The 26,234-nt window shown below is 64.0% G+C and carries 21 protein-coding genes; 9 read left to right on the forward strand and 12 right to left on the reverse strand.

Features of this window, described 5'->3' with window-relative positions:
* Window positions 1-49 precede the first annotated feature (49 nt).
* On the forward strand, window positions 50-718 hold the full coding sequence (locus H7A19_03895) for a DsbA family oxidoreductase (protein MCP5473964.1): 669 nt from the start codon (window positions 50-52) through the stop codon (window positions 716-718).
* Window positions 719-1,060: 342 nt separating this feature from the next.
* On the opposite strand, the gene H7A19_03900 is transcribed toward H7A19_03895, so the two are convergent.
* The 6 genes from H7A19_03900 to H7A19_03925 form a co-directional block, all read right to left on the reverse strand.
* Window positions 1,061-2,416, reverse strand: coding sequence for a DUF1329 domain-containing protein (locus H7A19_03900; GenBank protein ID MCP5473965.1), 1,356 nt, complete (start codon window positions 2,414-2,416; stop codon window positions 1,061-1,063).
* Window positions 2,417-2,479: 63 nt separating this feature from the next.
* Complete coding sequence (gene ppk2 / locus H7A19_03905; GenBank protein ID MCP5473966.1) at window positions 2,480-3,250, reverse strand: polyphosphate kinase 2; 771 nt, start codon at window positions 3,248-3,250, stop codon at window positions 2,480-2,482.
* Window positions 3,251-3,520: 270 nt separating this feature from the next.
* Window positions 3,521-4,063 carry a GNAT family N-acetyltransferase gene (locus H7A19_03910; protein ID MCP5473967.1) on the reverse strand — a complete coding sequence of 181 codons (543 nt, stop codon included), beginning with the start codon at window positions 4,061-4,063 and terminating at the stop codon, window positions 3,521-3,523.
* Between the two features lie 271 nt (window positions 4,064-4,334).
* The gene (locus tag H7A19_03915) at window positions 4,335-4,601 is read right to left on the reverse strand and encodes an acylphosphatase (protein ID MCP5473968.1); all 267 of its coding nucleotides are present in this window, start codon (window positions 4,599-4,601) and stop codon (window positions 4,335-4,337) included.
* Window positions 4,602-4,610: 9 nt separating this feature from the next.
* A complete protein-coding gene (locus tag H7A19_03920; GenBank protein ID MCP5473969.1) occupies window positions 4,611-5,093 on the reverse strand; it encodes a TlpA family protein disulfide reductase in 483 nt (160 codons plus the stop codon).
* A gap of 75 nt (window positions 5,094-5,168) precedes the next feature.
* Window positions 5,169-6,548, reverse strand: coding sequence for a YihY family inner membrane protein (locus H7A19_03925; GenBank protein ID MCP5473970.1), 1,380 nt, complete (start codon window positions 6,546-6,548; stop codon window positions 5,169-5,171).
* A gap of 95 nt (window positions 6,549-6,643) precedes the next feature.
* Between H7A19_03925 and wrbA the strand changes: the two genes are divergently transcribed.
* The gene (gene wrbA / locus H7A19_03930; GenBank protein MCP5473971.1) at window positions 6,644-7,243 is read left to right on the forward strand and encodes an NAD(P)H:quinone oxidoreductase; all 600 of its coding nucleotides are present in this window, start codon (window positions 6,644-6,646) and stop codon (window positions 7,241-7,243) included.
* Entirely contained in the window at window positions 7,240-7,608 is a 369-nt protein-coding gene (locus H7A19_03935; protein MCP5473972.1) for a DUF2069 domain-containing protein, read from the forward strand. The genes wrbA and H7A19_03935 overlap by 4 nt, the downstream gene beginning before the upstream one ends.
* A 51-nt stretch (window positions 7,609-7,659) precedes the next feature.
* On the opposite strand, the gene H7A19_03940 is transcribed toward H7A19_03935, so the two are convergent.
* Entirely contained in the window at window positions 7,660-10,212 is a 2,553-nt protein-coding gene (locus H7A19_03940; protein MCP5473973.1) for an EAL domain-containing protein, read from the reverse strand.
* A 212-nt stretch (window positions 10,213-10,424) separates the two neighbouring features.
* Between H7A19_03940 and H7A19_03945 the strand changes: the two genes are divergently transcribed.
* Together H7A19_03945 and H7A19_03950 are read left to right on the forward strand one after the other, a co-directional pair.
* Window positions 10,425-10,874, forward strand: a complete 450-nt coding sequence (locus H7A19_03945) for a hypothetical protein (GenBank protein ID MCP5473974.1) — start codon at window positions 10,425-10,427, stop codon at window positions 10,872-10,874.
* A 421-nt stretch (window positions 10,875-11,295) separates the two neighbouring features.
* The gene (locus H7A19_03950) at window positions 11,296-13,455 is read left to right on the forward strand and encodes a S8 family serine peptidase (protein ID MCP5473975.1); all 2,160 of its coding nucleotides are present in this window, start codon (window positions 11,296-11,298) and stop codon (window positions 13,453-13,455) included.
* Between the two features lie 169 nt (window positions 13,456-13,624).
* Here H7A19_03950 and H7A19_03955 read toward each other — a convergent pair whose 3' ends face one another.
* The 3 genes from H7A19_03955 to H7A19_03965 all read right to left on the reverse strand — a co-directional run bounded on the left by H7A19_03955 (window position 13,625) and on the right by H7A19_03965 (window position 16,407).
* The gene (locus H7A19_03955) at window positions 13,625-14,173 is read right to left on the reverse strand and encodes a DUF2132 domain-containing protein (GenBank protein MCP5473976.1); all 549 of its coding nucleotides are present in this window, start codon (window positions 14,171-14,173) and stop codon (window positions 13,625-13,627) included.
* Between the two features lie 73 nt (window positions 14,174-14,246).
* Window positions 14,247-14,732: an asparaginase gene (locus tag H7A19_03960; protein ID MCP5473977.1), complete on the reverse strand. Its 486-nt coding sequence runs from the start codon at window positions 14,730-14,732 to the stop codon at window positions 14,247-14,249.
* A gap of 4 nt (window positions 14,733-14,736) precedes the next feature.
* Window positions 14,737-16,407, reverse strand: a complete 1,671-nt coding sequence (locus tag H7A19_03965) for an acyl-CoA dehydrogenase family protein (protein ID MCP5473978.1) — start codon at window positions 16,405-16,407, stop codon at window positions 14,737-14,739.
* 467 nt (window positions 16,408-16,874) lie between these two features.
* On the opposite strand from H7A19_03965, the gene H7A19_03970 reads away from it, so the two are divergent.
* The gene (locus H7A19_03970; protein MCP5473979.1) at window positions 16,875-18,146 is read left to right on the forward strand and encodes an MFS transporter; all 1,272 of its coding nucleotides are present in this window, start codon (window positions 16,875-16,877) and stop codon (window positions 18,144-18,146) included.
* Between the two features lie 443 nt (window positions 18,147-18,589).
* Here H7A19_03970 and H7A19_03975 read toward each other — a convergent pair whose 3' ends face one another.
* Window positions 18,590-20,641 carry an elongation factor G gene (locus H7A19_03975; protein MCP5473980.1) on the reverse strand — a complete coding sequence of 684 codons (2,052 nt, stop codon included), beginning with the start codon at window positions 20,639-20,641 and terminating at the stop codon, window positions 18,590-18,592.
* A gap of 393 nt (window positions 20,642-21,034) precedes the next feature.
* Between H7A19_03975 and H7A19_03980 the strand changes: the two genes are divergently transcribed.
* Window positions 21,035-21,640 (forward strand): hypothetical protein, encoded by a 606-nt coding sequence (locus tag H7A19_03980; protein MCP5473981.1) that lies wholly within the window; start codon window positions 21,035-21,037, stop codon window positions 21,638-21,640.
* A 192-nt stretch (window positions 21,641-21,832) separates the two neighbouring features.
* Here the strand turns inward: H7A19_03980 and greB are convergent, their stop codons facing one another.
* Window positions 21,833-22,348 (reverse strand): transcription elongation factor GreB, encoded by a 516-nt coding sequence (greB, locus tag H7A19_03985; protein MCP5473982.1) that lies wholly within the window; start codon window positions 22,346-22,348, stop codon window positions 21,833-21,835.
* Window positions 22,349-22,765: 417 nt separating this feature from the next.
* Between greB and H7A19_03990 the strand changes: the two genes are divergently transcribed.
* Both H7A19_03990 and H7A19_03995 read left to right on the forward strand, forming a co-directional pair.
* Window positions 22,766-23,653 carry a DUF72 domain-containing protein gene (locus H7A19_03990; GenBank protein MCP5473983.1) on the forward strand — a complete coding sequence of 296 codons (888 nt, stop codon included), beginning with the start codon at window positions 22,766-22,768 and terminating at the stop codon, window positions 23,651-23,653.
* A 1,414-nt stretch (window positions 23,654-25,067) separates the two neighbouring features.
* Window positions 25,068-26,030, forward strand: coding sequence for a GTP cyclohydrolase I FolE2 (locus H7A19_03995; protein ID MCP5473984.1), 963 nt, complete (start codon window positions 25,068-25,070; stop codon window positions 26,028-26,030).
* Window positions 26,031-26,234: the final 204 nt, after the last annotated feature.

The raw sequence follows: 26,234 nt of genomic DNA on the forward strand, positions 1-26,234 counted from the left end.
GCGATCGACTTTCACTCGACCTCACGCAGGGTCTTCTACAGGGGGCGCCATGAATACCGTAGAGATTGAGATCTGGTCGGACATCGCCTGTCCCTGGTGCTGGGTCGGCAAGCGCTCGCTGGAACAGGCGATCGAGCGCTCGCCGCATCCGGTGTCCTTGCGCTGGCGCGCCTTCGAGCTGAATCCGCAGGCGCCGATGGAAGCGCCCGAGCAGGTCGATTACGCGGCCCGGCTGGCTGAGAAGTACGGCAAGTCTCGGGCCGAAGCCGAGGGTTTCATTGCCCGCATGGTGCAGGCCGGGCGCGCGCGCGGGCTCGATCTGCGTTTCGATCGCATCCGCCCGTCGAACACCTTCGATGCACACCGGCTGCTGGCGCTGGCGCTTGAGCAGGGTGTGCAAACCGAGCTCAAGGAGCGTCTGTTCCGTGCCTATCTGCACGAAGGTCGCGCGATTTCAGATCACGCCACCTTGCGGGTGCTGGGCATGGAGTGCGGGTTGGCCGAGGAGCAGGTGCGGTCCTTGCTGAGTGGCAACGCTTTTGCCGATGAAGTGCGTGCCGACGAGGAGCTGGCGCGGCGCATGGGCATCAGCGGCGTGCCCTGTTTCGTGTTCCCGCAATTGCGCGAGGGCGTGTCCGGAGCGCAGCCACCGGAGGTGCTGGGCGAGGCCATTGCCAGGGCTGCGGAGTATGTGACCGGTGGGCGTAGCACGGCATGACGACGGCGTTCAGCTGCTGTGGAGGGCGCCGCGCTGCGGCGCCGCTTCGCGTATGCCGGAACATCAAGAGCGGCCGCGCAGGCGCGCGTCCCTCCTCAAAGCCGCTTCGAGCCGGCCACCAGGTTCATGGCCGGTGCGCGTTCCAGACCCAGACGGGCGGCGCTTGGATGTCCCGTCCCTCTCAGCAAGGGGTCAGTGCACAGGCTTGAACGAGGGCGAGAAGCGAGAGGCATGCAGAATCAATAGCTTGCGAAGCCTATGCTCTTTCGTGCCCTCGTGCCCTCGTGCCCTCGTGCCCTGTGCCCTCGTGCCCTCGTGCCCTCGTGCCCCCATGCCCTCGGATCAGCGAATGAACTTGCTCAGCGCGGCCGGCGTGAACTGGGTGTCGGCCGGCACGGCTTCCAGGGTCATTGCCTCCTTGCCGTCCTTGGCCAGCCCTTGCGCGTGGTAGCGGCCGGACTGCAGATCATGGAAGACATAGGCCGCCGGTAGCGTGGCCGGCAGTTCGTAGAAGTTCTTCAGGAAGGCCAGACTGACGCGCCAGAGCTTGGCATTGGTGTCGTACTGGTCGGCGATGGCCACGCTCCAGCTGTCCTCATCCAGATAGAAGACGCGACGGCTGTAGACATGTCGCCACTCGGTCTTGAGCGTGGCCTCGATCACCCACACCCGGTGCAGTTCGAAGCGGGTCTGATCGGGGTTCAGATGGTTGGGCGTCAGCAGTTTCTCGAGCTCGATCCGCTCCAGTTCGTAGTTGTTGTAGGGGATCAGCATCTCCTGCTTGCCGATCAGTTTCCAGTCGAATCGGCTGGGTGATCCATTGACCATGTCGGTGTCGTCGGCGGTCATCAGGCCGTCGGCGGCGCTGACGCTCATGTCGAAGGCCAGCAGTGGTGCCCGCAGCACGCGTCGACGACCGTTGTCGAAGACCCAGGCCTGGCGTGAGGCCAGATCCTGGTTCAGCGTTTCATGCACCAGCACGCCCGAGCGCGCGAGTCGCGCCGGCGCCGTCACCGCCGACTTCAGCGTGAACAGGCGGTTGTTCAGGGTGTCGGCGCTGCCGGTGGGGTCGTAGTACTGGAACTTCACCTCGGTGTTGCGCGAGACCAGGCTGAGCTTGCCATCGGGATAGACACTGGCGTCGGTACCCTCGTTGGAGATGAATTGTCCGCGCCAGCGGGTGATGTGATTCCAGTACATCTGCAATGCCTGATCGGCGCGCGGGAAAGGGATGCCGCCGTAGGCGCCCTCAACGCCGTTGCCGTCTGCGGTCAAGTGCGCGGTCTCGGCATTCTTGCGGGTGTTGTCGTAGACCCATTGCGGAGCCGCATGGCTGCGTCGGCTGGGATAGACCGGAATGCGGAAACTCTGCGGATAGCGCTTGAGCATGGCCTGCAGCCCGGGGCTCAACAGCGCGGCGAACTGATCCAGGTTCTCTGCGGTCACCGTGTACAGCACGGTGTCATCGGCGTAGGGATTGGCATGCATCGATCCAGGACCGGCATAGCCGGCGATGGGTCGCTGGATGCCGCCCTCCCAGGCCGGGATCGTGCCCTCGGCATTGCCGGCCAGGGTCGCGCCGAAGGGCGTCAGTCCAGACCAGTCGCTTTCACCCGCAGCGACGCATTCCAGCGGCGCGGCAAGGGACACGGACAGGACCATCATCGCGCAGCTTCTGAACCAAGACATGGGTGGCATCCTCGGGGGCGATTGCGGTCGTCAGTGTATCCGAGTGGTGCTCAGGAACGCGTCGGGCTCGGGTCAATAAACCGTCTTGGCCCGGGCCACGCCGCGCGGATAACTTTCCCTGGCGGCGCGCTTGCTCAGCGGCGGCAGCTCCAGCGGGTCCATGGCCACGTCGTGATCGGGCAGGTGGTCGAGCAGGTGGCGGATGGTGTTGAGGCGACCACGTTTCTGGTCATTCATGTCGACCAGCGTCCACGGGGCTTCAGGCAGGTTCGTGGCTTCAAGCATGCGATCGCGGGCGGCGGTGTAGTCGGCATAGCGTTCGCGCGCGGCCAGATCAATGGGCGAGATCTTCCAGCGCTTGATCGGATCCGTCAGGCGCTCTGCCAGGCGCTGTTCCTGTTCCTTCTGGTCGCAGCCGAACCAGTACTTGAACAACAGGATGCCGTTGTTGACCAGCATGCGCTCGAACTTGGGGCAGTCGTCCAGGAAACTCTGGTACTCAGGCTCACTGCAGAAGCCCATGACCTTCTCCACGCCGGCGCGGTTGTACCAGCTGCGATCAAACAGCACGATCTCGCCGGCGCTGGGCAGATGTTCGACATAGCGCTGGAAATACCACTGCGTGCGTTCCTTCTCGGTGGGCTTGCTCAGCGCCACCACCCGGCAGGCGCGCGGATTCAGACATTCGCTGATGGCGTTGATGGCGCCGCCCTTGCCGGCGGTGTCACGGCCTTCGAAGACCACCAGCAACCGCTGTCCGGTGTGCTGCAGCCAACGGTGCATCACATTGAGTTCTTCCTGCAGCGGCTCCAGCGCCTTGCGGTAGTCCTTGCCTTTCATCATGCCCGTGGTCTTGCCCATGGCGGCTCCGGTGTCGATGGCGTGGTCGCCAAGTTTCGCAGGCTTTGGCCTTGGCCGCGATGTGGGCGTGGTGATTCGATCGCTGACTTGATGGGTTCGCCGGTAGGACCGCCCTTGCGGCGCGACCGCGGCTTGCCGGTCGCGACGCGAGGTCGCTCCTGCGGTCGAACTTGCGGTTCATGGCCTGTGTGCCGTGTCGGGCCGACACACTCGGCTCGCAATCACGCACTCGCAGCGCTCAAATTCGTTCCTTCAGCGCTTGCCCCTGCGCCACTCTTCGCGCGTCTGTCCCCATTTCTCGCAGGGCAAGTGCTCGAAAGGCGCGGGCAGGATGGCCGGGCCCAGCAGCGTTGAGCCCAGGCCCTGGGCGACGCGCTGCGAGGGCTTGTTGTCCGGATCGATGCAATGGATGACCTCGGTCCATCCCAGCTGGTCAAAGGCGTAGTCGATGGCGGCGCGTGCGCCCTCCAGCGCGTAGCCCTTGCCCCAGGCATCCCGATGCAGACCCCAGCCGACCTCGGTGCCAGGCCAGCCTTCGGGTTGCCAGGGGCCTAGCCTGCCGACCCAGCGTCCGCTGTCGCGCTCGATCACCGAGAACATGCTGACACCGCTCAGCGTCCAGGCACCGGCCATGCACATCAGGCTGCGCCAGACCATTTGCCGCGGCTGCACGCCGCCGATGAATCGCGCCGTATCCGGATCGGCCATGAACTCGGCCCAACGATCCAGATCCTCGAGCAACGGCGGGCGCAGGATGAGGCGTTCGGTGCAGATGACAGGGTGGGATTCGGGCACGACGGCGGATCGGGCAGGACGGGCGGGAAAGGATGCCACAGGCTTGTCGGGAATCCAGGTCGCTCGCGGTGCTGCGATTCTTCGCGCATCGAACAAGCGAAAGGGGGCAAGGGGCAAGGGGCAAGGGGCAGGTGGCAGGGGACCGATCTCGCCGCACGGTCTGATCACGCGTCGGGTATGTGTACCTGCCCCCTGCCCCCGTCTGTCGAGGGCAAAGATCAATGGGCTACCGCTTGTTTGCTCGGAGAAGTCTCGCCCTCGACACTCGCCCTCAGCGAACGATGAAGCCCGCCGCTACCGATTCCTCACTGTCCTCCGCGACCACCGATCGCACGTCGGCCTGAAGTGGCCCGCGCCAGAGCCAGGCCTCGAGTTGCGCCAGCGCCGCCTCGTCTGCTTGTGCCAGCACTTCGACGCGGCCATCGGCGAGGTTTCGGGCATGGCCGGATATGCCCAGTTCGCGCGCGCACTGTTGGGTCGATGCGCGGAAGAACACGCCCTGCACGCGACCACTCACCAGGTAGCGTCTGACCCGCATGGCGCTGCCTCAGCGCTTGATTTCAGGGGGGTTGCTGGCGATGGCCCGCTCCAGATCGGCACGGGTGACCGGGCCTATGAAGCTCTGGCGCAAGGTGCCATCCGGGCCGAGCAGGTGCGTGGTGGGCAATCCCCGGGGCACCGCGAAAGCCTCCGGTGGCGCGTAGACGTCCACGGGGGCAATAGCGTATTGCACCGGGTGCTTGCCGAGGAAACGCTGCAGATCGTCGGCGGAGGTGTCTTCGAAGGCCAGTCCCAGCACCAGCACGTCATCGCGCTCGCGGTCGAGGGCGTCGAGTTCGGGCATCTCCTTGATGCATGGTCCGCACCAGGTGGCCCAATAGTTCACCACGATCCACTGGCCGGCGTGATCGGAGACGGCAAAGTTCTTGCCATCCAACGTGGTCACATTGAGATCGACGGGCGCGGCCTGGAGCAGACCGGCGGCAATCAGGCCGAAGGCCAAGGTGGCAAGGCGGGGTATTGCTCTCATCGGTATGTCCTTGGAATCTGGGAATCAGTATGCAATGACCGGCGCAGGGCTTGGTCGATGACGCCCGCCAGCGGTTCATGAGGGCGGCCGTTCAGTCACGACATCTCCTTCTGGCATAGCTTGCACCAGGGCTGGTGGTGCAGCTGTCTGCACCTCGGGTCGGGTACCTTGTTCCAGCGAGGGTTTGGCGGCTGGCACGGGTTCGAACATCTGCGCCAGGGCACGGTCCAGTTGCGCTTCCGCGGCCTGCGCGGCACTCTCGCAGAGCTCGTCGATACGGTTGTCGATCTTGCGCTCGCGAGGGCCGGATCGATGCTCACCCGACAGCGGCAACAGGAAGGCCCCGGAGCGGTACAGTTCGCGGATGCGCACCAGATCAGGGTCGCGCGACAGGATCCAGCTGCCGATATCCGTGCGCTGGGCGATGTTCAGGCTCTCCAGCAGTCGCAGCAGTTCGGCGATGGTGGATTCGGGGACGTCGGGAAGGGTGCTGGCAAGCTCGCCGATGGACAAACCCACGCCCCGTGCCTGCGCCGTGCGCAACTGCGCCAGCATTTGCAGCAAGGCCGGGAAGCGCTCGCGCTCAGGCAGATCTCGCTTGTTGGCCTCGTGTGTGAAGGCGCCGAGCGCCGCCGACAGCGACGCTCCGAGCAAGGCGACCACCCAGCACACGTAGATCCACAGCAGGAACAGCGGAATGATGGCGACCGCGCCATAGATCTGACGATAGCTGCCAAAGTGCCCGACGAACTCGGCAAAGCCGATCTTGGCGAGCTCGAAGGCGGTTGCCGTGAACAACCCGCCGAGCAGCGCGTGCCGCAAACGTACCGGGCAGTTGGGAATGATCAGATAGGACAGCGTGGCCGCGGCAAAGGTCACCAGAAAGGGCATCGCCGCCAGCGCCATCGTCTCCAGTTGGTAGGCGTAGGAGAAATCCGACAGATATGGGCTTGCCAGCAGCGCCGAACTGACCGCCAGTCCGGCCCCGACCAACAGGGGGCCCAGCGTCAATGTGGTCCAGAACACCACGAAGCGCGCCAGTGCCCGGCGTGGTGTCACCACGCGCCAGATGCGGTTGAAGGAATGCTCGATCGAGGTCATCAGCAGCAGCCCGCTGACAAACAAGGCCACGGTGCCGAACACGGTCAGGTGTGATGCCTTCGAGACAAAGTCGCGGACATAGGCTTCGATTTCCTCACCGGAGGTCGGCACGAAATGCCGGAAAACGAAGCTGGTGACCGCTTCGCTGAAGCGGCTGAACTCCTGAAAGGAGGCAAAGATGCTGAGCGCGACCGTCAGCAGCGGCACCAGCGCGAAGATCGTGGTGTACGACAGCGCGCCGGCCGATTCAAAGCACTGATCGTCGCTGAAGCGCCGGGCGATGAAGCGCGAAAAGGCCAGCGGCTCCTGAACCGCATTGATCAGCGCCTTGCTCAGAGGGGCGCGCGGGGTCATCGATTGGGCTTGATCGCAGTCATTCGCGCGAGTCTAAACGAGTCGCTCGCATGAACCGGTCTAACATCCGCTTTCCTGTTTACCGGCGGCAAACGATGTCCTGCATTCTGGTCTTGTATTACAGCCGACACGGCAGTACGGCGCAGTTGGCGCGGCGAATCGCTGCTGGCGTGGACGAGGTGGAAGGCATGCAGGCGCGCTTGCGCACCGTGCCCGAACTGGTGCCGGCTGCAGGTGCGGTATCGGCGCCGGAGGTGCCGGATGTCGGCCCGCCTTATGTCAGCGTCGACGATCTGGCCGAGTGTCGCGGCTTGATCCTGGGCAGTCCGACCCGCTTCGGCAACATGGCGGCCCCGCTCAAGTCCTTCATCGACAGCACCGCCAGCCAATGGCTGAACGGTACGCTGGCCGGCAAGCCGGCGGCGGTTTTCACCTCCACCAGCAGCCCACATGGCGGTCAGGAGAGCACCCTGCTGAGCATGATGCTGCCCCTGTTGCATCACGGCATGCTGCTGGTGGGGCTGCCCTATTCCGAGCCGGGCCTGGCGCGCACCGAAGGCGGCGGCTCCCCCTACGGCGCCGGACACCTGGCACGTACCCACGGTGCGGTGCAGCTCGGCGATGACGAGAAGGCGCTGGCCCGTGCGCTGGGCAAGCGCGTGGCGACCATCGCCTCGAAACTGGATCGGTCATGAGCGGCGCGCGTCTGTGTGCGCTGTCGCTGGTGGCGATACTGCTGTTGCGGCTGGGCTGGCATGTGTCGGTGCATGCCGAGGTCTCGGGTCTGGCAGCCGGACTCGCCGCCATCCTGCTGCCCCTGTTGCCCTATTGCGCGGCACTTGCCTTTCGTTTGCGCGGTCCGTGGATCTACGGCGGCATCGCCGCCTGGGTGTATTTCTGCCACGGCGCGATGGAGGCCTTCGCCACTCCGAACGAGCGCGGCTGGGCGCTGGCCGAAGCCGGGCTGGCGCTGGTCTATTTCCTGGGTCTGTGGTTGCGCACGCGGGAAGGCGCGAGAGCACGAGGGCGCGAGGGCGAGAGGGCACGCAAGAGCTCGTGAGCGCGCCGAATCTGCGTTTCCGTGCCCTCATGCCCTCTTGCCCTCGCGCCCTCAAACCGGGGCCTTCTGCAGATCGGTCATCCAGCGGGCGAAGTCGAAGTCGAACTGGGTGGAGGGTGCGCCCAGGCTGGGGCTTTCGGCGTAGTCGACGCCGACCAGCTTCAGGTGCTGTGCCTGCTCGCGATTGTCGACGCTGCAGCCGATTACCATCATGCCGCCCTGATGGGCGCGGCGGATCAGGGCGCTCAGCAATTCCGTCGCCCGGTCGCCACTGCTGACACCCGAGGACAGCTCCGGCGCCAGTCGCAGGTAGTCGACAGGAACGCCGCGCAATCGCGGGACCAGGGTCATGTCCCTGCCAATGTCGCGCAGGCCGACGCGGATCGCCAGCGGCTTCAGGCGTTGCGCGAGTGCCACCAGCGCATCGACGCGATCGCCGAGTACTGCCGCTGGCAGCGTCAGCGCCAGGCCGGTGCCCGACAAGCGCCGCTCACGCAACAGATGCTCGAGCGAATCGGCAAAACCACCGTCGTCCAGCGACCATGGCGACAGATCCACCACCAGACGTACCTGGCGCCCGCGCTTGAGCAGGTCGGCACGCACCGACAGGGCCTCGCCAACGACGAAGCGGTCGAATTCCTTGACGCAGCCGGCGTCTCGGGCCAATCGGACCATATCGGACTGACTGGCGGCCGCCTGGGCGTTGCCGCCCGGTCGCCACTGCAGCACCAGTTCGTACTGGCCCGGCACACGACCCCGTAGCGGCAGCAGCGGGGCGCCTCGAATTTCCATGTACTGGCCGAAACGGCGTGTCTGCATCAGTCCGCGCAGCTGCGAATCGCGCTCAGCCGGAATCAGGCTTGCGCTGCTGGTCTCGTACCACATGCTGCGATTGCCACCCAGATGCATGGCGGCGAGACCGGCGGCTTCGGCGTTGTGCACCCCGACATCGGCGGTGTCTCCGTCGAGGTTGGCCAGGCCCAGGCTGGCCTGCAGCGGAACTTCGCGCTCGCCGATCTGAATGCGCCGACGGGCCAGGCTTTCGCGCAGGTTCTCGGCGCTGGCCAGTGCCGCAGCGCGGTCACTGCGGCGCAGGAGCACCAGATAGCGGCAATCCTGATACAGCGCCGGCATGTCTTCTGCGCGCAGGTTCTCCTTCAGGGCCTGTCCTACCACCAGATCCAGGCGGGTCTGGCCGGAGATTCCCAACTGCTTGCGCAGGCTTTCATGCTCGTCAAGCACGATGAACAGCACCACGGCGTTCTTCTGGCCAACGGCGGCATCGGCGCGATCAATGAACTCGCGACGGGAATACAGGCCGGTGGATTCATCGCGGCCTAGAGAGCGCTTCGGCGCGAAGCGCTTGCTGCGCTTGAGTCGCGATTCGATGACGCTGACCAGATGGCGCGGTTTCAGCGGCTTCAGCAGGTACTCGTCGGCGCCGCCAGCGATGGCCTGCTCACGCAAGGCCAGCTCGCGTGAACTGGCGGCCAGCACCACGGGGATGTCGGCGCTCTGCGGGTTGTCGCGCAAGCCGTTGACCAGACGCATGGATTCGGCGCCGCGCATGTCGGCGTCGATCACTGCCACCTGTGGCTTGAAGCTCTCGATGGCATCCAGCGCATCGGCAGAGCTTTGGCAGAAGCGCACGGTGTAGCCGGCCTCCTTGAGCCAACCTGCAGAAAGATGGCCGCGTTCGCGATCGCCGTCGACCAGCAGTACACGGCTCGGCGAACCTACCGTGACCGCTTCGCTGGTCAGTGCCACCAGCATGGCCAGGGGGTCGAGTGGCGGCTCGAAATAGCGGACGCCCTGGCGCAGGGCAACCAGACGCCGTCCCAGATCCTGGCGCGGCGTCACCACGGCCAGGGTCGGCTCCCGATGCGACTCCTGCAGCTCGGGGCGAGCCGCCATTACACGGCGGAGCATGGGTATGCCATTGGACGCAGCAGGTGCCAGCACCACAACCCTGGGAATCATCGTCGCCATCAGCGCCAGAGCCGGCTCGGTGCGGGTAAAGCTCTTGACGCTGTAGCCATGCTCGGCGAAGGCCGGGGCGAGTTCCACGCCAAACTCGTCGGCGTCGCCAATCAGCACTATCAGATCCTCGTGGACTGCCCTGTGCGCGCGTGGCTCGGGTGCTGGCGTGCTGGATTCGGCGCGGATAGGCGTGTTGCTGGCTACGGCAGCCGGCGTCACAGCGGCCGGCGCGGTGGCGATGGGGGCTGCGATCACCTTGCTCGTTTCTGCTTCGCTGGCACTGACCATGTCCAGCGCCAGCACGGTGCTGGCCAGCGTGCTCACCAAAGCCGACAGTGTACGAAGCTGTTCATTGTTTGGGACCAGCGACGTGTCGACAAAAACGCGGACGAAGGTCTCGAGTTCGCCGGCCTTGCGCGACAGGGACAGGCGCAGACGCTCGCAGGCACGCACCAACTGCTTGGCGGCCAGCTGCAGGCCTCGGCCATGGGCCGCATTCCAGCGACTCGAATTGAGTTTCTCCCACGCCAACATCAGACTGGTCGCATGCGTGCGCAACTCTTCCCGCGCCCGCTCGACGTGGCCTTGATCGCTGTGGTCTTGTGGCATGGCGCTTGAACTCATGCGCTCTTCTCCCGCTCCCTGTGCGTCCATTCTGCAACGAAAAACGCCTCGCGAGTGTGCGCCCGATCAGGATAATCAAAGTTGTAGACCCGTGGAGACACTCGTCGGCGTCGATCTGCACCTCGCCTTTGGTCGTAGCTGAGACGCTTGCCGCAGGAACAACACCCTTGCTGCGCTAACATGGGCCATCACCCGAGACTCTGGAAACCAACATGCGTGCAAGCAAGGGTCAATCCATATCGCGGGGCTACATTTCGGCCGTGATTGCAATCATCGTTTGCCTGGGTACGCTGGCCTACAATCTGGTGACTTTCAGCGCGCTCGCCAGTGAGCCACGTATCGGTTCGGCCATTCGCAACGGCTTCAATGGCGATGCTCTGATGGCTGCCACCTATGTTCTGGGCGGCGATTTGTTGCGCAAGATTCCCGGGCTGGAAACCCTGGGCGATGACACTGCCCGATCCGTGGCGGATCCCCTGGAAGAGTCCATCAAGGCCTATCCGCCCTCAGCTGTCGCGGTCTTCTTCGATCGTGCTCAGAGCACCGCGCACAATCGCATGCTCTGGGCCCACAGATTACAGCCGTGGCTGATTCTGATCGCCGTCCTGTTGTGGTGGCGTCGGCAGAAACCGGTGCATCTGCGCGAACGCCTGCGGGCCTGAATCCGGTGGCGATGAGTCTCTGGGCAGGCGGGTCGCATGTGCCCGGATGAGCGCGTGAAATATGCTCTATTCGTATGTCATTCGGTCCGCGACTTGTTGTGCGCCGCACAAAATGGTTTCGCTGGACACCAATCCTGAATAAACCTTAACCAAGGCGTTCTGCTTTCGTTCATGAACGTCTCGGGCGGCTTGAACCCGTTGATTGCTGCATTGCAGCACGTCTAAAGCACTGCTACAGATTGTGCCCTGATTGACCCGAACTGCCATGAAATCTAAGGTCAGGACGCCCATCCAGTGACCGGTTTCATCCTGGGGAGGATGAGATCTGTCGTGCGGTTGGGCATTTACGTTCTGGGAGGGCACCGCTTCAGCGGTGCGGAACTGTGGCTACAAAGCGTATTCAACTTGGGGATTACTGCATATGACTAGCAAGTTCACTAAATCGTTATTGGGTACAGCCTTGCTGACCGGCCTGCTGGTGGCCGGCGCGAGCGGCGCGCAGACACTCGGGGGAGGAGGCAGCGATGCATTCATCGGCGCTGCAGACGCAAGAGTGAATGCAGCGGCGCTGGCAGACTCGTACCGGTACGACGCCATCATTGTGGGCTACAACGAAGGCGATGCACGCGCGGCTGGGGATGCCGTCAGTGCCATCAGTCGCCATCTGGACCAGGTCGCCTCGCGAACGGGTCAAACGCTGAGTTATGTGCGTACGCTGTCCACTGGCGGGCACCTTGTGAAGATTGGAAAAGCGCTGGATGACGGCAGCTTGCTCAAGGTCATGAACGACCTGGCTGCTGATCCCAACGTGGCTTATGTGGAGCCCGATCAGATCATGGTGCCCTTCCTCTCACCCAACGATTCCTCCTACAGCCAGCAATGGCATTACTTCGAAGCCACTGGAGGCGCCAATCTGCCGACCGCCTGGGACAATGCCACCGGTAGTGGTGTGGTTGTGGCGGTGCTCGATACCGGCATCACCAGTCATACCGATCTCAACGCCAATGTGGTCGCGGGCTACGATTTCGTGTCCAGCTCGGCCAATGCCCGTGACGGCAACGGACGTGACTCCAATCCGGCCGACCAGGGCGACTGGACCACGGCAGGCCAGTGCTATTCGGGTTCTCCGGCCTCCAATTCCAGCTGGCACGGCACTCACGTGGCCGGCACCATTGCCGCCGTGACCAACAACGCCGCCGGTGTCGCCGGCGTGGCCTTCAACGCCAAGATCCAGCCGGTCCGCGTACTCGCTGCCTGCGGTGGCACGCTGTCCGATATCGCGGACGCCATCACCTGGGCTTCCGGCGGCAGCGTGTCCGGCGTACCGGCCAACGCGACGCCAGCCAAGGTCATCAACATGAGTCTGGGCGGCAGCAGCAGCACCTGTGCCAGCACCTACCAGAACGCGATCAACGGCGCGGTCAATCGCGGCACTGTGGTGATCGTCGCTGCCGGCAATTCCAATGTGAATGCTTCCGGGGCCACACCGGCGAACTGCAGCAACGTGGTCACCGTGGCAGCCACCAACCGCAGTGGTGGTCGTGCCTACTACTCGAACTTTGGCACGCTGGTCGATGTGGCCGCACCCGGTGGCGATGTCCGCAGCTCGTCCAGCAACGGCATCCTGTCGACGCTGAATTCGGGCACCACCACACCGGGCTCGCAGAGCTACGCCTGGTATCAGGGTACGTCCATGGCCACGCCACACGTGGCCGGTCTGGCGGCACTGATCCTGAGCAAGGGCAGCAAGACGCCGGCACAGATCGAAAGCCTGCTGAAGAGCAACGCCCGGCCGTTCCCCGCCAGCTGCTCGGGTTGCGGCGCCGGCATCATCGACGCAGCAGCGACGATCGCAGCGGTGACCGGTGGCGGTGGCGGTACTCCGCCGCCGAGTGGTGGAGTGCTGAGCAAGGGTGTGCCGGTGACGGGCAGCACCAACTCCAGCAGCGCCAACAGCAGCTTTGCCGAGTACACGGTTGTCGTTCCGTCCGGTTCGACCAACCTCAACATCGCCACCACCAATGCCAGCGGCGATGTCGATCTGTACGTGCGCTACGGTTCGGCGCCCAGCTTGACCAGCTACGATTGCCGCCCCTACACCGGTTCGGGCAACGAAACCTGTACCTTCGCCGCACCCAGTGCCGGTACCTACTACATTCGCGTCTATGGCTATGCCACGGGAACCGTCAACTTCACCTTGACGGCCAACTGGACTGCCGGTGGTGGCGGCGGCACCCAGCCGAGCTTCTTCGAGAACCAGACCAACTACAACATCACTGACAACTCGACCATCGAGAGCCCGATCAGCGTGTCCGGCCGCACCGGCAACGCACCCAGCACCCTGAAGGTGGCGGTGACGATCTACCACACCTACAAGGGCGATCTGAAGGTGGATCTGATCGCGCCGGACGGTTCGGTCTATGTGCTGCACAACCGCAGCGGCGGCGGCACCGACAACATCATCCAGACCTTCACCGTGAATGCCTCCACCGAGGTGGCCAACGGTACCTGGAAGCTGCGCGTGAATGACAACGCCCGCGGCGACACCGGCTACCTCGACAAGTGGAGCCTGCAGTTCTGAGCAGCTTTCACTGAGTAGCAAATCCAAGCCCCGGCGCAAGCCGGGGCTTTTTTGTCGGCCTCAGTCTGCGCAAGGACGCTTGCCGGGATCGCCGAGTTGCACTCGGCGCTTCTGATCTAGCCTGGCCAGGCAACAAACCCCGCCCGATTGGGCCTTGCTCGAACCGACTCTAGCTTCTCCACTTGGCCCACGGGTCCACGGCCTTCGCCGTCGAAGGGTCTGAACTCGCCGAAGGATTGGCTGCGCCCTCGCCGGAACGGGTAGTGCTTCGATCGTCTGCATGGCGGCCAGCGCGCCGATCGGCCCGATATCGATTGGAGCCCGTGGGACGGTCCTCGCCGCGGGCGCGCTCGGCAGATTTCTTCAAACGCTTCTCGGCCAGCCGTTCCGCGGCTTCCAGGCTGAGTTGGGCAGGCTCGCCGGGTGATTGATCGGCGGGCACGATGCGATCTCGGGGCGGCAGCGCAAACTGTTCATCAGAGGCCCGGGGCAGGCTCTTGAACTGGTAGAGATAGAAACCCTCGACCTTCTCGCGCGCCCAATCGGTCTTCTTCAGAAACTTGACGCTGGATTCAACGCTCGGATTGGTCTTGAAGCAATGGATGTTCAGGTAAGCATGCAGAATGTTGAAGCCGTAGTGATCCACGAGCTCGACCAGCATCTGCTTCAGGCTGACTCCATGCAGGGGATTGTTCTTGTACGGGATGTCATCACTCATGCCCAGACCCAGGTCGGCGGAACTCCGTCCGATCATATCTGCAGCGGCATGGCGCAGGCCGGTGTCAGCGCGCTCAGCCAGCCTCGAAACGATTGGCGTCTCGATTCTTGCGCACCTTGAATGGATCCCAGACCCGGCCGTTCATGGCGATGTGCACGCCAGGCGGCAGCACCTGCACGGCGCCGATGGCGCAGCCGATGTTGAACACCGCGTCGGAGCCCTGGAAGCGGGCGGGGTTTAGCGCGCCAGTGAGGACGATGGTCTTGTCGGGAATCTGGGCCAGCACCCGCGCGGTGGCGACCATGCTGTCGGTACCGTGAGTGACCAGCACATGCGCGTGCGGCTGGGCGCTGATGGTGTGGCGCACCAGTTCGCGATCGTCATCGGTGACGTGCAGGCTGTCCTTGCGCATCAGCGCTATGACGTTGTAGGTGAAAGCCACGCCGAGGTTGTCGAGAATCCGGCCGATCGCCGGTTCGCCCACCTGAAAGGTCGAGAGATCGTCGAAATACACCTTGTCGATGGTGCCGCCGGTGGTCACGATGCACAAATGCTGCACGGAGCTACTCCAGTTCGTCGATGGCCAGAATGCGTGAGTCCAGCGCCTCACCCGCCTGCAGGCAGATCAGGCCATGGGCAGAAAACCGTCGCGCCGCTGCCGCTGGTCGTGGATCGCCCTCTGCACGCAGCGACCAGGCCGCGTGGCGCAGCAGCACGGCCAGCGCGAAACAGCGACCCAGGGTCATGGCGATTCCGCGCGCGAACGCTTCGCCGCGATTCGCGCCGTGTTCATGGTGCAGCGCCGCGTAGGCCGACTCGTAGCCATCTCTTATCTGCGTGGCAATGGCGTCGAATTCGGACCCAGTCTGGCTGAGCAGGGCCACCAGGGCCGCATGCAAGGCGGACCAGGTGTGATCACTGGACAGAATCTTCAGGGCATCCAGTGACAGCACATTGGTGGTGCCTTCCCAGATGCTGAACACCTGGGCGTCGCGCAGCAATGCCGGCAGCCCGGTGTCTTCGATGTATCCGGCACCACCAAAGCCTTCGACGATCTCGCTGATGCCGGCGACGGTCTGCCTGGCGGTCAGCAGCTTGGTGATCGGTATCAGCAATCGCAGCAGCAAGCGATGGCGATCATCCAGCAGACCGAGCTCGGACTTGCCCAGCATCTCGGCCACGTACAGGGACAGGTGCAGTCCGGCTTCGAACTCTGCCTGCAATCCGGCCAAGGTGTGTTGATGCAAGGGCTGTTCGCGGAGCATGCGACCAAAAACCCGGCGCCGTGCTGCGTAGTCGCGCAGCAACTGCAAGCCGCGGCGGTAAACGCTCAGCGCCGCCAGCGCGTTCCATACGCGGGTCTGGTTCAGTACCGGGGCGATCATGCGTACGCCATGGCTGGGCTCGCCGACCAGCTCCACCGGGGTGCCGTCCAGCCGCAGTTCCGCTGTGGGCAGCTTGCGGCTGCCAAGCTTGTCCTTGAGCCGGTCGATGGTGATGTTCTGCAAACGACCGCCGCGGTCGCGCGGTTCGCAGTAGAACAAGGCCAGGCCGTCGGTGCCCTCGGCATTGCCAGCAGGCCGCGCCAGCAGCAATGCCATCTCCGAAGTTGCCGCCGAGGTGAACCACTTGCGACCATGGACTCGCCACTGGCCGTCCGCGTCTACTTCGGCGCGAGTCTCGGTACCGCCAACATCCGAGCCGCCGCTGGTTTCGGTCATCCACTGGCCACTGGTCCAGAGTTGGTGCGCCTCGCGCGCAGTCAGGTGCGGCAGGGCTCTTTGCACCAGCGCCGAGTTGCCGGATTCCACCAGCGCCCGGGCTGCACCGTCGGTCATGGCCAGCGGGCAGGTGTAGAAATCGCTGGCGGCGCTGGCAAGGTAGACCATGCCAAACTGGAACAAACGGGCGTGGGCGCCCTTGCTCTGGTCGTAACCATGCCAGACCAGGCCGAAGCGAGTCGCCAACTGCGGCATGGCCTTCCAGAGTGGCGTGAGTTCGATGTGATCGATGCGCCGGCCCCAGGGATCGAAAGGGGTATGCACGGGCTCGATCTGCCGTTCTCGCAGTTGCTGCGGGTACAGTTCGTCGGCGATGACCTGGCCGAGCTCGTTGGCTTCCTCGTGAAAATGCTCGAACAGTGCGGGCGGCATGGCACGGCGCAGCACCGATTGCAGGACTCGGTCGGTCAGGTATGGGTTGGACAATTGTGGCGGCGTCTGCGTGAAACCCATCTAGGTTGACCTCGTCCAGGACCTTCGGATGAGTCTAGCCCGCATTCCTCACACCTGCGCGAGCAGATGCCCCCAATCTTCTAGTGGCACAAGGCGATTCCGAGGAACGCGCCAGTCACAGAGTGTTTGGCTGCATCTGCCCGCTTTGCGGACCTCGCTGGTTCTTTGCGACTATCGCTGCGTTGCTCCTCCTCGCCATGGAATCACCATTCCTCGTCGTCGCGCCTGGCGCGAGTCGCAAAGCCCTGCGCGATCTTTCGCAACAGGTGTGAGACATGTGGGCTCGCAGTCCGCCGGATTCGAAGAATCCCGGCAGAAGTCGTCGGGACATTGGCGATCGAGCGTTGATGTGACTGGTCGACCGGGCGCCCTTTGGGCATGATGCCTCTCAGCCTCGGGTAGCCCCAACGCTGTCTCGACCCGGCTTCATTCATGCTGCAGCGCAGCTCAACCAAGGCACTGTCAGGATGCAGTTGAAAGCCCTGTTCGAGGTAGACCGGCGTGAGCGCGCAGCGCTGCTGATCGCCTTTGTCTATTTCTTCGGCTTGCTGACCAGCTACTACATGCTGCGATCGGTGCGTGAAGCCATGGGCGTACGCATCGGGCCCGAATTCTACAACTGGCTCTACACCGGCAGTTTCCTGTGCATGCTGCTGGCTCAGCCGCTCTACGGCGCGCTGGTTTCTCGCTTTGCCCGGCGGGTCTTCGTGCCGGTGGTCTACGCCTTCTTTCTGGCTTGCATCCTTGGTTTTCTGGCGGTGTGGCAAGTGCCCGAATGGCGCACCGGCATGGCCCTGGTGTTCTACATCTGGCTGTCGGTGGCGAATCTGTTCACGGTCTCGGTGTTCTGGAGCTACATGACCGATGTCTTCGACCCGGGACAGGCCAAGCGGGTGTTCGGGTTCATTGCCGCGGGCGGATCGGCCGGCGGCCTGAGCGGTGCCGGGCTGACCATGCTGCTGGCCGGACACATCGACATCGATGGCGTGCTGCTGCTGTCCTTCGGCTTCCTGGCGCTGTCGATGGGCTGCGCCATTCTGCTCGGTCGTCATGCCAGGGCCGCCAGCGGGCGCGCCGACGCCGGCGACATGGATGCGCTCATTGGCGGCACCAGTCTGGCCGCCTTCCGATTGGTCGTGCAGCAGATCCCATTGCGCTGGCTGGCCCTGTTGATGCTGCTGAGTGGTATCGGCGGCGGCATCCTCTATCAGCAGCAGGGCTTCATGGTCCGCGTGCTGTACGCGGACGACGCCCTGCGTGCAGCCTATTTTGCCCGAATCGATCTGCTGACCAATCTGCTGGCCTTCACGCTGGAAGTGTTCCTGGCGCGCTGGCTATTCCTGCGTCTGGGTACCGCGCGGCTGATGACCCTGATGCCGCTGATGCTGATGGCCGGACTCGGTGCGCTGGTCGTGCTGCCGACGGCGTTCATGATCGGGCTGTTTCAGGTGCTGAGTCGCGGCATCCGCTTCGCCTTCGGCGAACCCGCGATCGCCAGCTGCTACACCACGCTCAATCGCGAAGTCCGCTACAAGGGCAAGAGCTTCATCGACACCTTTGTCTATCGTTTGAGCGATGTCGCCACGCAGTGGTCAATCAAGGGCATGGGGCTGCTGGGCCTCGGCACCGGCGGCATCTACCTCTGGGGCGCGATCATGGCCGGTGTGACCGCCTGGGTAGGCTTCGTGGCGGGGCGCCAGCACGAAGTGCGCAGCGCTGCGGCGGATAAACCGGTCTGAGGTTGAGGGAGCGCGGGTTGCCAGAGTTGGTGTGGCGGGGACGAGGGTAAGAGGGCGCGAGGGCACGTAAAACGCAGCCTTGCCGCGAGCCCTTGTTCTTCTGTGTCCTATCGATCTCAAGCTATTAAAACAATGTGTTATGGCATTTGGTTCGGGGTGATCTGCGTCCGCGCAAGGCATCCGTCCAGCAAGCGAATCGCCGGCAAAGCCGGCTCCCACAGTCGAGTCCCGGCCCCCAGTTGGAGTCCCAGTCATCCAGGTCGGTACGCGTATTCGCGCATCGAGCGGGTAGAACACACGAGGGCGCGCAGAGGTTGCCTCGACGTCGGCCCTTGATCTAGCGTGCCCTCGTGCCCCCGTGCCCCCGTGCCCCCGTGCCCCCGTGCCCTCGTGCCCTCGTGCCCTCGTGCCCTCGTGCCCTCCCGCCCTCGTGCCCTTGGCAACTACTCCTCCTCATGCCTGGGCTTGTAGCTCTCCACCAGCTGCTTCTGCACGTTCCCGGGGACCGCTTCGTAGTGGCTGAGTTCGATGGTGTAGCGCCCGCGTCCGGCGGTGACGGCCTTCAGCTCATTGCTGTATTCGGAGATTTCCGCCAGCGGCGCCTGGGCCTTGACGATCATCTCGTCGCCGCGCAGGGAGTCGGTGCCGTTGATTCTGGCGCGTTTGGTGGCGAGGCCGCCGGTGATGTCGCCGACATGCTCGGCCGGAATGGTCACATCGAGATTGACGATGGGCTCCAGCACCAGCGGCCTGGCCTTGGTCACGGCATCAATGAAGGCTTTCTTGCCAGCGCTGATGAAGGCTACTTCCTTGGAGTCCACCGGATGGTGCTTGCCGTCGTAGACGATGACGCGCACATCATGGATCTGATAGCCGGCGATGACGCCTTGGTCCAGCACCTGGCGCACGCCCTTTTCGATGGCCGGCAGGAACTGGCCGGGAATGGTGCCGCCCTTGACCTCGTCAACGAACTCGAAACCTGCGCCGCGCGGCAATGGCTCGATGCGCAGGTAAACCTCGCCGAACTGGCCGGCACCGCCGGTCTGCTTCTTGTGCCGATGATGGCCATCGGCATTGGCTGAAACGGTTTCCCGGTAGGCGATGCGCGGCGGACGGGTGAGCACATCGACGCTGTAGCGCTCCTTCATGCGCTCCAGCATGACCCGCAGATGCAATTCACCCAAGCCGCGGATCACGGTTTCATTCAGTTCCTTGTGATGCTCGATGCGGAAACAGGGATCCTCCTCGGACAGCTTGTGCAGCGCCGTGGCCAGCTTCTGCTCCTGACCGCGGGTGGCCGGCTCGATGGCCAGGCCGAACATCGGCTGCGGAAAATTGATCGGCTTGAGGCGGATCTCGTCCTCGTCGTGGCTGTCGTGCAGCACCGCGTCGAAGTGGATGTCCTCGATCTTGGCCACCGCGGCAATGTCACCGGGGATCGCGTCCTCGATCTCCATGTGATCCTTGCCACGGAGCTTGAACAGATGCCCGACCTTGAACGGTTTCTTGCCATCATCGATCAGCAGTTGAGTGTCCTTGCGCACCGTGCCCTGATAGATGCGGAACACGCTGAGCTTGCCGACGAAGGGGTCATTGACGATCTTGAAGACGTCGGCCACCACATGCTTGGCGGGGTCCGGCTCGGTGCGGAAGGGTTCGGCCTTGGCGCCGCTGCCCTTGACGAACAGTGGCGGATTGGCCTCGGCCGGATTCGGCATCAGCTTCTCGAACAGATCCAGCAGTTCCTTGACACCGGCGCCGCTGCGGGTGGAGACAAAACAGATCGGCACCAGATGGCCCTCGCGCAGGCATTGCTCGAAGGCGTCGTGCAGTTCTGCGCCGGACAAGCCCTCTTCACCCTCCTCCAGATAGCGGCCCATGATGTCTTCATTGATCTCGACCACCTGGTCGATGATGCGTTGGTGGGCTTCGGCCACCGACGAGAAATCCGATTCGCCGCTGGGGTTGAAGAAGCAGTCGACGACCGCGGAACGGCCCTTCGCCGGCAGGTTGATCGGCAGGCACTCGTTGCCGAAACTCTCGCGCAACTGCTCGACCAGCATCTCCAGATCATTGCCGTCCTGATCGATCTTGTTGACGATCAGCAAGCGGCACAGCCGCCGACCCTTGGCGTACTCCATCATGCGCGTGGTCGAGTACTCGATGCCGTTGCTGGCATTGACCACGATGGCGCAGGTTTCCACCGCAGCCAGCGCTGATAGGGTGGGGCCGCGGAAATCCGGGTATCCCGGAGTGTCGATCAGGTTGATGTGGGTATCGGCATGGTCAATGGAGGCGATGGAACTGCCGATCGAATGCTGGCGATCACGTTCCATCGGGTCGAAATCGGACACGGTGGTGCCGCGCTCCAGCGAGCCCTGCGTGGTGGTGGCGCCGCCGGCATAGAGCAGGGCTTCAAACAATGAAGTCTTGCCGGCGCCGGCGTGGCCCACGAGCGCGACGTTGCGAATCTGATCAGTGGTATAGGCGGGCATGAGCGGAGTCTCCCTGGCTGGTGGTCAGCCGCGGCGATCGTCCGAATCGGGCGCGATCGGCACGGCGTCTCTCTGGGTGGCTGGCGACCGTGCCAGCCGTTTTTTCATCCTGCAGGCACCGATGATGGTGGCTTCACCGACACTACGCCTTGACCTGGATCGCGCCAAGGAGAGGATGTGTTGCGGCGCAGCAGATTGATCGACCCGCCCCGTGAAACTCGAACTGCAGACGCACCCTCGCGGCGCAATCCGCTTCGCGACGGACCTGGCTGGAGGCAGGTTTTGGCCAGAAGCTGGACACAGAGGATGCAAAGGAAAAGCGGCGACAACGCGGAGAAGAGCGCTCAGAACTTCGTGCTAGGCTGCCCCGGAGGATTCTGGAGCCGTTGGGCCATGCGAAGCGAACCGCCGCTGCTCGATCCGCCCACGCATGGGCTGAACATCGTCCCATTCGCCAGCATGGCGGGCGGGTGGCTTGGCCCGCTGATGATGTTCTGGCTGTACATCTGGGGGCCGCTGAGGCCCTTTGCGTACCCGAGCGGTGAACTCCTGCCGGGAGCTTGGTTCCTGCTTCCCGTTGCTGCATGCATCGCGCTGTGGTGGGCCTTGCCTGATCGCTACTTCCGCATACACCGCTTCGAGCGCTCCGGCCGCCTGTACGAGCGACTCGGCGTGCTCGTTTTCCGGAAGTTCGCACCAAACGGAGATTTCGCGAACCGCTGGGAGCGACGGAAAGACCCGAGCTTTCGATTGATCAGGTGCCGGAAGTCGGCAATCGCATTTATCGTGCGCACCAGACAGAGCGAGCGTGGCCACATCGTTCTGTTGGCCCTTGGCGCGGTTTCTGCGGCGTATGCGTGGAGTGTGGGTTGGCACGGCTGGGCGGCGTATTTGACTGCGGGCAATGTCCTGGTGAACCTCTATCCGGTGTTGCTTCAACGCTACACGCGCGGGCGCATCGAAGGGCTCCTGAGCCGTTGCCCTCGGGCGGCAACCTGACAATTCGTTCAAGCCGAGTCCGCTTCGCGGAGCGGCTTGACTCAGGCGACATGCTGTGAGGGCAGTGACTGCCGGTGTCGGCTCAATTCGGCGACCGCGCCGTGGGCGACAGGATGGGCTCGGAGCGGCTTTTGGGATGGATGCGCGCCTGATCTCGCAGGTCTGGCCTGGGTTCACGAGCTGAGCCGGTGCCTAGACTGGCCCCGCGTAACTGACCTCGACAATCACATAGCGGGCGCGGCCGGCGGGCAGTTCGACCTCGAACTCGTCGTCGATGCGCTTCTTCAATGCTGCCCGCGCCAGCGGAGAATCAATGCTGATCCAACCCAATTTCGCATCCGTTTCATCGGGGCCGACGATGCGCACCTTCAGCTCGCGCTCCTCATCAAGCGCTTCCAGCAGCAGCCAGGCGCCGAAGAAGACGGCGCGCGGATCGGCAGGAACCGTGTCCACCACCCGCATCTGCTCCAGACGCTTGGTCAGATAGCGCACGCGTCGATCAATCTCGCCGAGTTGACGCTTGCGATAGGTGTATTCGGCGTTCTCCGAACGGTCACCCTCGGCCGCCGCCGCGCTCAGCGCGAGCACCACCTCGGGTCGGCGCACACGCCAGAGTTCGTCCAGTTCGGCGCGCAGACGCTCGAAGCCGGCACGCGTGATCACGGCGGTCGATGGTGCCTGCGGCGCTCGGTAGCGGGTTCCTGCCATGGGTTGATCGCGGATGAGCAGTTCTCTGACTGCCGGAGGATAGGTCAGAAGGCCGTCGCGGTTCGCGAAAACCATTGACCTCGTTGGTGGTGCGGCCAGAAGCAAGACGCGAAGGACGCCAAGGAGAAGCAGAAAGGACGCGAAGGAGAGCACCATTGATGGGAGTCCGGGCGGCTGCGCTTGACGCGAGCTCAGGTTTGTCCCATCGGGGCACGGGGCAGGACCAGAATCTGCTGCGGGATTGGATACGCTGCACCGCCACTGGTTTCGAAAAGCATCAGCCCGCCTTGTCCGTCTCCGACGCTTCCCTTCGCGCCCTTTCTGCCCCTCCTTCGTGATCTTCGCGTCCGCTCCTGGCAGGACCTTGCCGTCCGGTCCAGGTTTCATGCAGGCGACGCATCGGCGTAGGATCGGCCGATGACCTCGACGCTGAGAATGGGTTGTCCGGTATGGGCTTGCGCCGATTGGCGTGGTGCGCTGTATACGCGTGGCGCCGAGCGCAAGGATTACCTGACTCAATACGCGCAGGTGTTCGGCTGCGTCGAAGGCAATTCCACCTTTTACGCCCTGCCCAGCAGCGCGGCGGTGGCGCGCTGGCGCGATGAGACGCCGGAGAGCTTTCGCTTCTGCTTCAAGTTTCCCAGCCACATCAGTCATCGAATGATGCTGCGCAACTGTGGCATCGAAACGTCGGAATTCCTGAAGCTGATGGCCCCACTGGGCCCGCGGCTGGGGCCGTTCATGCTGCAGCTGGGGCCACGTTTCGGGGCGATGCACCTGGACGTGTTGCGCGCCTTTCTGCGGCAGCTGCCCGGTGAGTTCGAGTACGCGGTGGAAGTGCGCCATCCCGATTTCTTTGATCAGGGCGCCAACGAGGTCGCGCTGCACGAATTGCTGCGCGAACATTCCATCGATCGCTGTCTGTTCGATACCCGCTGCGTGCATGCCGGTGCCCGACTGGATGCGAGCACCGAGCAGGCCCAGTCGCGCAAGCCGGCCTTGCCCCTGCGCACCCAGGCCATCGGTCAGCGCCCGATGGTGCGCTTTGTGGGTCAGAATCAGGTGGAGGCCGCGGACGACTATCTCGGGATCTGGGTGGATACGCTGTCGCAGTGGCTGAAGGCCGGACTGTCGCCGTACTTCTTCACCCACACCCCGGACGACCGCCACGCACCGGAACTGGCGCGTCGCTTGTACCAACGACTGCAGCATTCCGGCGCCGAACTGGCGGATCTGCCCGCCTTCGCCGGCGAACAGGAACAGGAGCGCCCATCGGCGGTGGCGGCGCAGTTGAGCTTGTTCTAGTGGAAGATGCTTGAGGGCACGAGGGCGGGGGCACGGAATGAGGTCATTGATGGCGTCATTGCGAGCCACCTGTATCGGCCTGAAACTGCCCACGGGCCATGAACCCCCGGCGTCTTTGCGACCCCGAACTTGATCCGGGGGAAGCAATCCAGGGGTGTGCGGCGCTACCCTGGATTGCTTCGTCGCTGCGCTCCTCGCAATGACGCATCAACAACCTACGATATGGGTTCATGGAGAGCGGAACGGAGTCACGTCTGCTCTTGTGGGTCCGGACTTGTCCGGACGCTCTTGGCGATGTGCTGAAGAAGCGTCCAGACAAGTCTGGACCTAGTGCGCTCGCAAGCGCACACACACAGCACGGTGGAAGTCCGTGCCGGGGTAAGCCAAGGCCCCGTAGCTGAGGGTAACTGCGTCGCCGTGAGGTGGGGTGGAGAGCAACCGGAAGCGAACTGGCGGTCTGCAGGAGACGAACTCGATTCGGCGTGGAACGACGACGAGCTTGCTGGGTTATGGCGAAGTCTGGAACACATCGGTCACGCTGTTTTGGCGTGTAAAGCGATGACCGGGTCGTCCGCGTGGTTGGAGGTGGAACGCTGGGACGTGTGTGTGAGTGAAGCGAGGAGACCTGTCGGTCGGGGTGTGGTCGGCAGGAGTCAGAGTCCTGGTAGTACCGTGTCGGCGATGTGGTGGTGGGGGCGCGTGGCGGGGACGTCGCGCAGGGTTTGGAGGGCCGCTCCTCTGCCTGAGTCCAACTGGATCGTACGCGAGAGCCGTGGTCACCATAAACCACGGGTAGGGAAGCGGGATAGGTGTGGTGGAGGTGGAAGGTATCTGATGACCGAGAACGCAAGTGAAGTCGCGGTATTGGCTGAGCCTAGGCAAGCGACGTCGAACCGGCCCGAGGGTTTGGGTTGGGTAGACCGGAGCATTTGGACCGACCGCATGTTGGCGGCGCTGGGTAACGGCGTCCAAGGAGGCAAGTGATTGCCTACTTCGCCCAGCTCGGGCTGTACACCCTGACCACAGCCCGTGGCCGAGCGAGCCAATCCCGATGAGGAAACCACCCGCTGGAGAGCCGTATGCGGGAGAACCGCACGTACGGTTCGGAGGGCGGGGCGGCCATAGGCCGCTCCGACCCTATCACGAGCCCGAAGCCCGTAGCCTTTTTCGTGCCCTCGTGCCCTCGTGCCCTCGTGCCCTCGTGCCCTCGTGCCCTCGTGCCCTCGTGCCCCGTGCCCCGTGCCCCGTGCCCCGCGTCCCGTGCCCCCGTCCAGGCCCTCGTGCCGGCGCTCGACGCCATTGGGCTACACTTGACGCCTGCAGCACGTCGGCGCCGCTAGCATCGCGCCTTCAGCAGGGTCGTCAATGGCGGCCTTCCCGGCAACGGTGCCGGATGACAGGAGTTCAGCGACAGATGCGTAGCGAAGCCACGGTGCGGGCCATGCCCGATATTGCCCAGGGACTGGCATCGGAGCATGCCGGCCAGCTCGATTGGGTAGGGATGGATGCCATCGAGGCGCCGGTGACCCTGATCGGCGTCGATGGCAAGGTAGTGCAATCGCCAGCGCGGGTCAGTGCCTACGTCAATCTGCGCCGGGCCGAGGCCCGCGGCATCCACATGTCACGTCTGTATCTGCACGTGGACCGGCATCTGAGCGAGGAAAGCCTGACACCGCGTTCGGTGCACGGTCTGCTGCGTGATTTCCTGGATTCGCATCAGGATCTGAGCGACAGCGCCTCCCTGCGCATCCGTTTCGATCACATGCTGCGCCGCCCGGCGCTGGCCAGCGACAAGAGCGGCTGGCGCCGCTATCCGGTGTCGATTTCGGCACTGTACGAGCGCGGCCATTACAGCCTGGAATTGGCGACGGAGGTGGTTTACTCCAGCACCTGCCCGTGTTCGGCAGCGCTGGCGCGGCAGCTGATCCAGGAACAGTTCTCCCAGGACTTTGCCGTCGATGCGCCGCTGGATCACGCCAAGGTGCGGGCCTGGCTCGGCACCGAGCAGGGCATCATGGCCACGCCGCACAGCCAGCGCAGCCTGATGCAGTTGCGGGCCCGTCTGTTGCCGAGTTTCCAGGATTTCCCGATCGTCGACTTCATTGATCTGCTGGAATCCGCGTTGAAGACACCGGTGCAGACCGCGGTCAAGCGCGAGGATGAACAGGCTTTTGCGCGCTTGAACGGCGCTAATCTGATGTTTTGCGAAGACGCGGGACGGCGCGTGCGCGCGGCGCTGGCGGCCGATCCGCGCATCGCCGACTTCTGGGCCCGCGCCGTGCACCAGGAAAGCCTGCACCCGCACGACGCCGTGGCCGTGGTCAGCAAGGGCGTGCCCGGCGGCTACGGGCCGCAGACCGAGTGGGTGGGTTTTTAGCGGGTTGTTGGTTGTCGGTTGTCGGTGTAGGCCAAGGCGCGGGCTGGCGTGTCTCTTGCTGTGGTACGTCCAGACTTGTCTGGACGCTCCTTAGGGTCGGACACCGTTCCAGGTCCGCTTGAACTCCCAAAGCATCATTGCGACCCCGGACTTGATCCAGCGGAAGTCATCCAGGGCCTTGTCGGCGACCGGCTGGATTGCTTC

The sequence above is a fragment of the Rhodanobacteraceae bacterium genome (genome assembly GCA_024234055.1).
Taxonomy (GTDB): domain Bacteria; phylum Pseudomonadota; class Gammaproteobacteria; order Xanthomonadales; family SZUA-5; genus JADKFD01.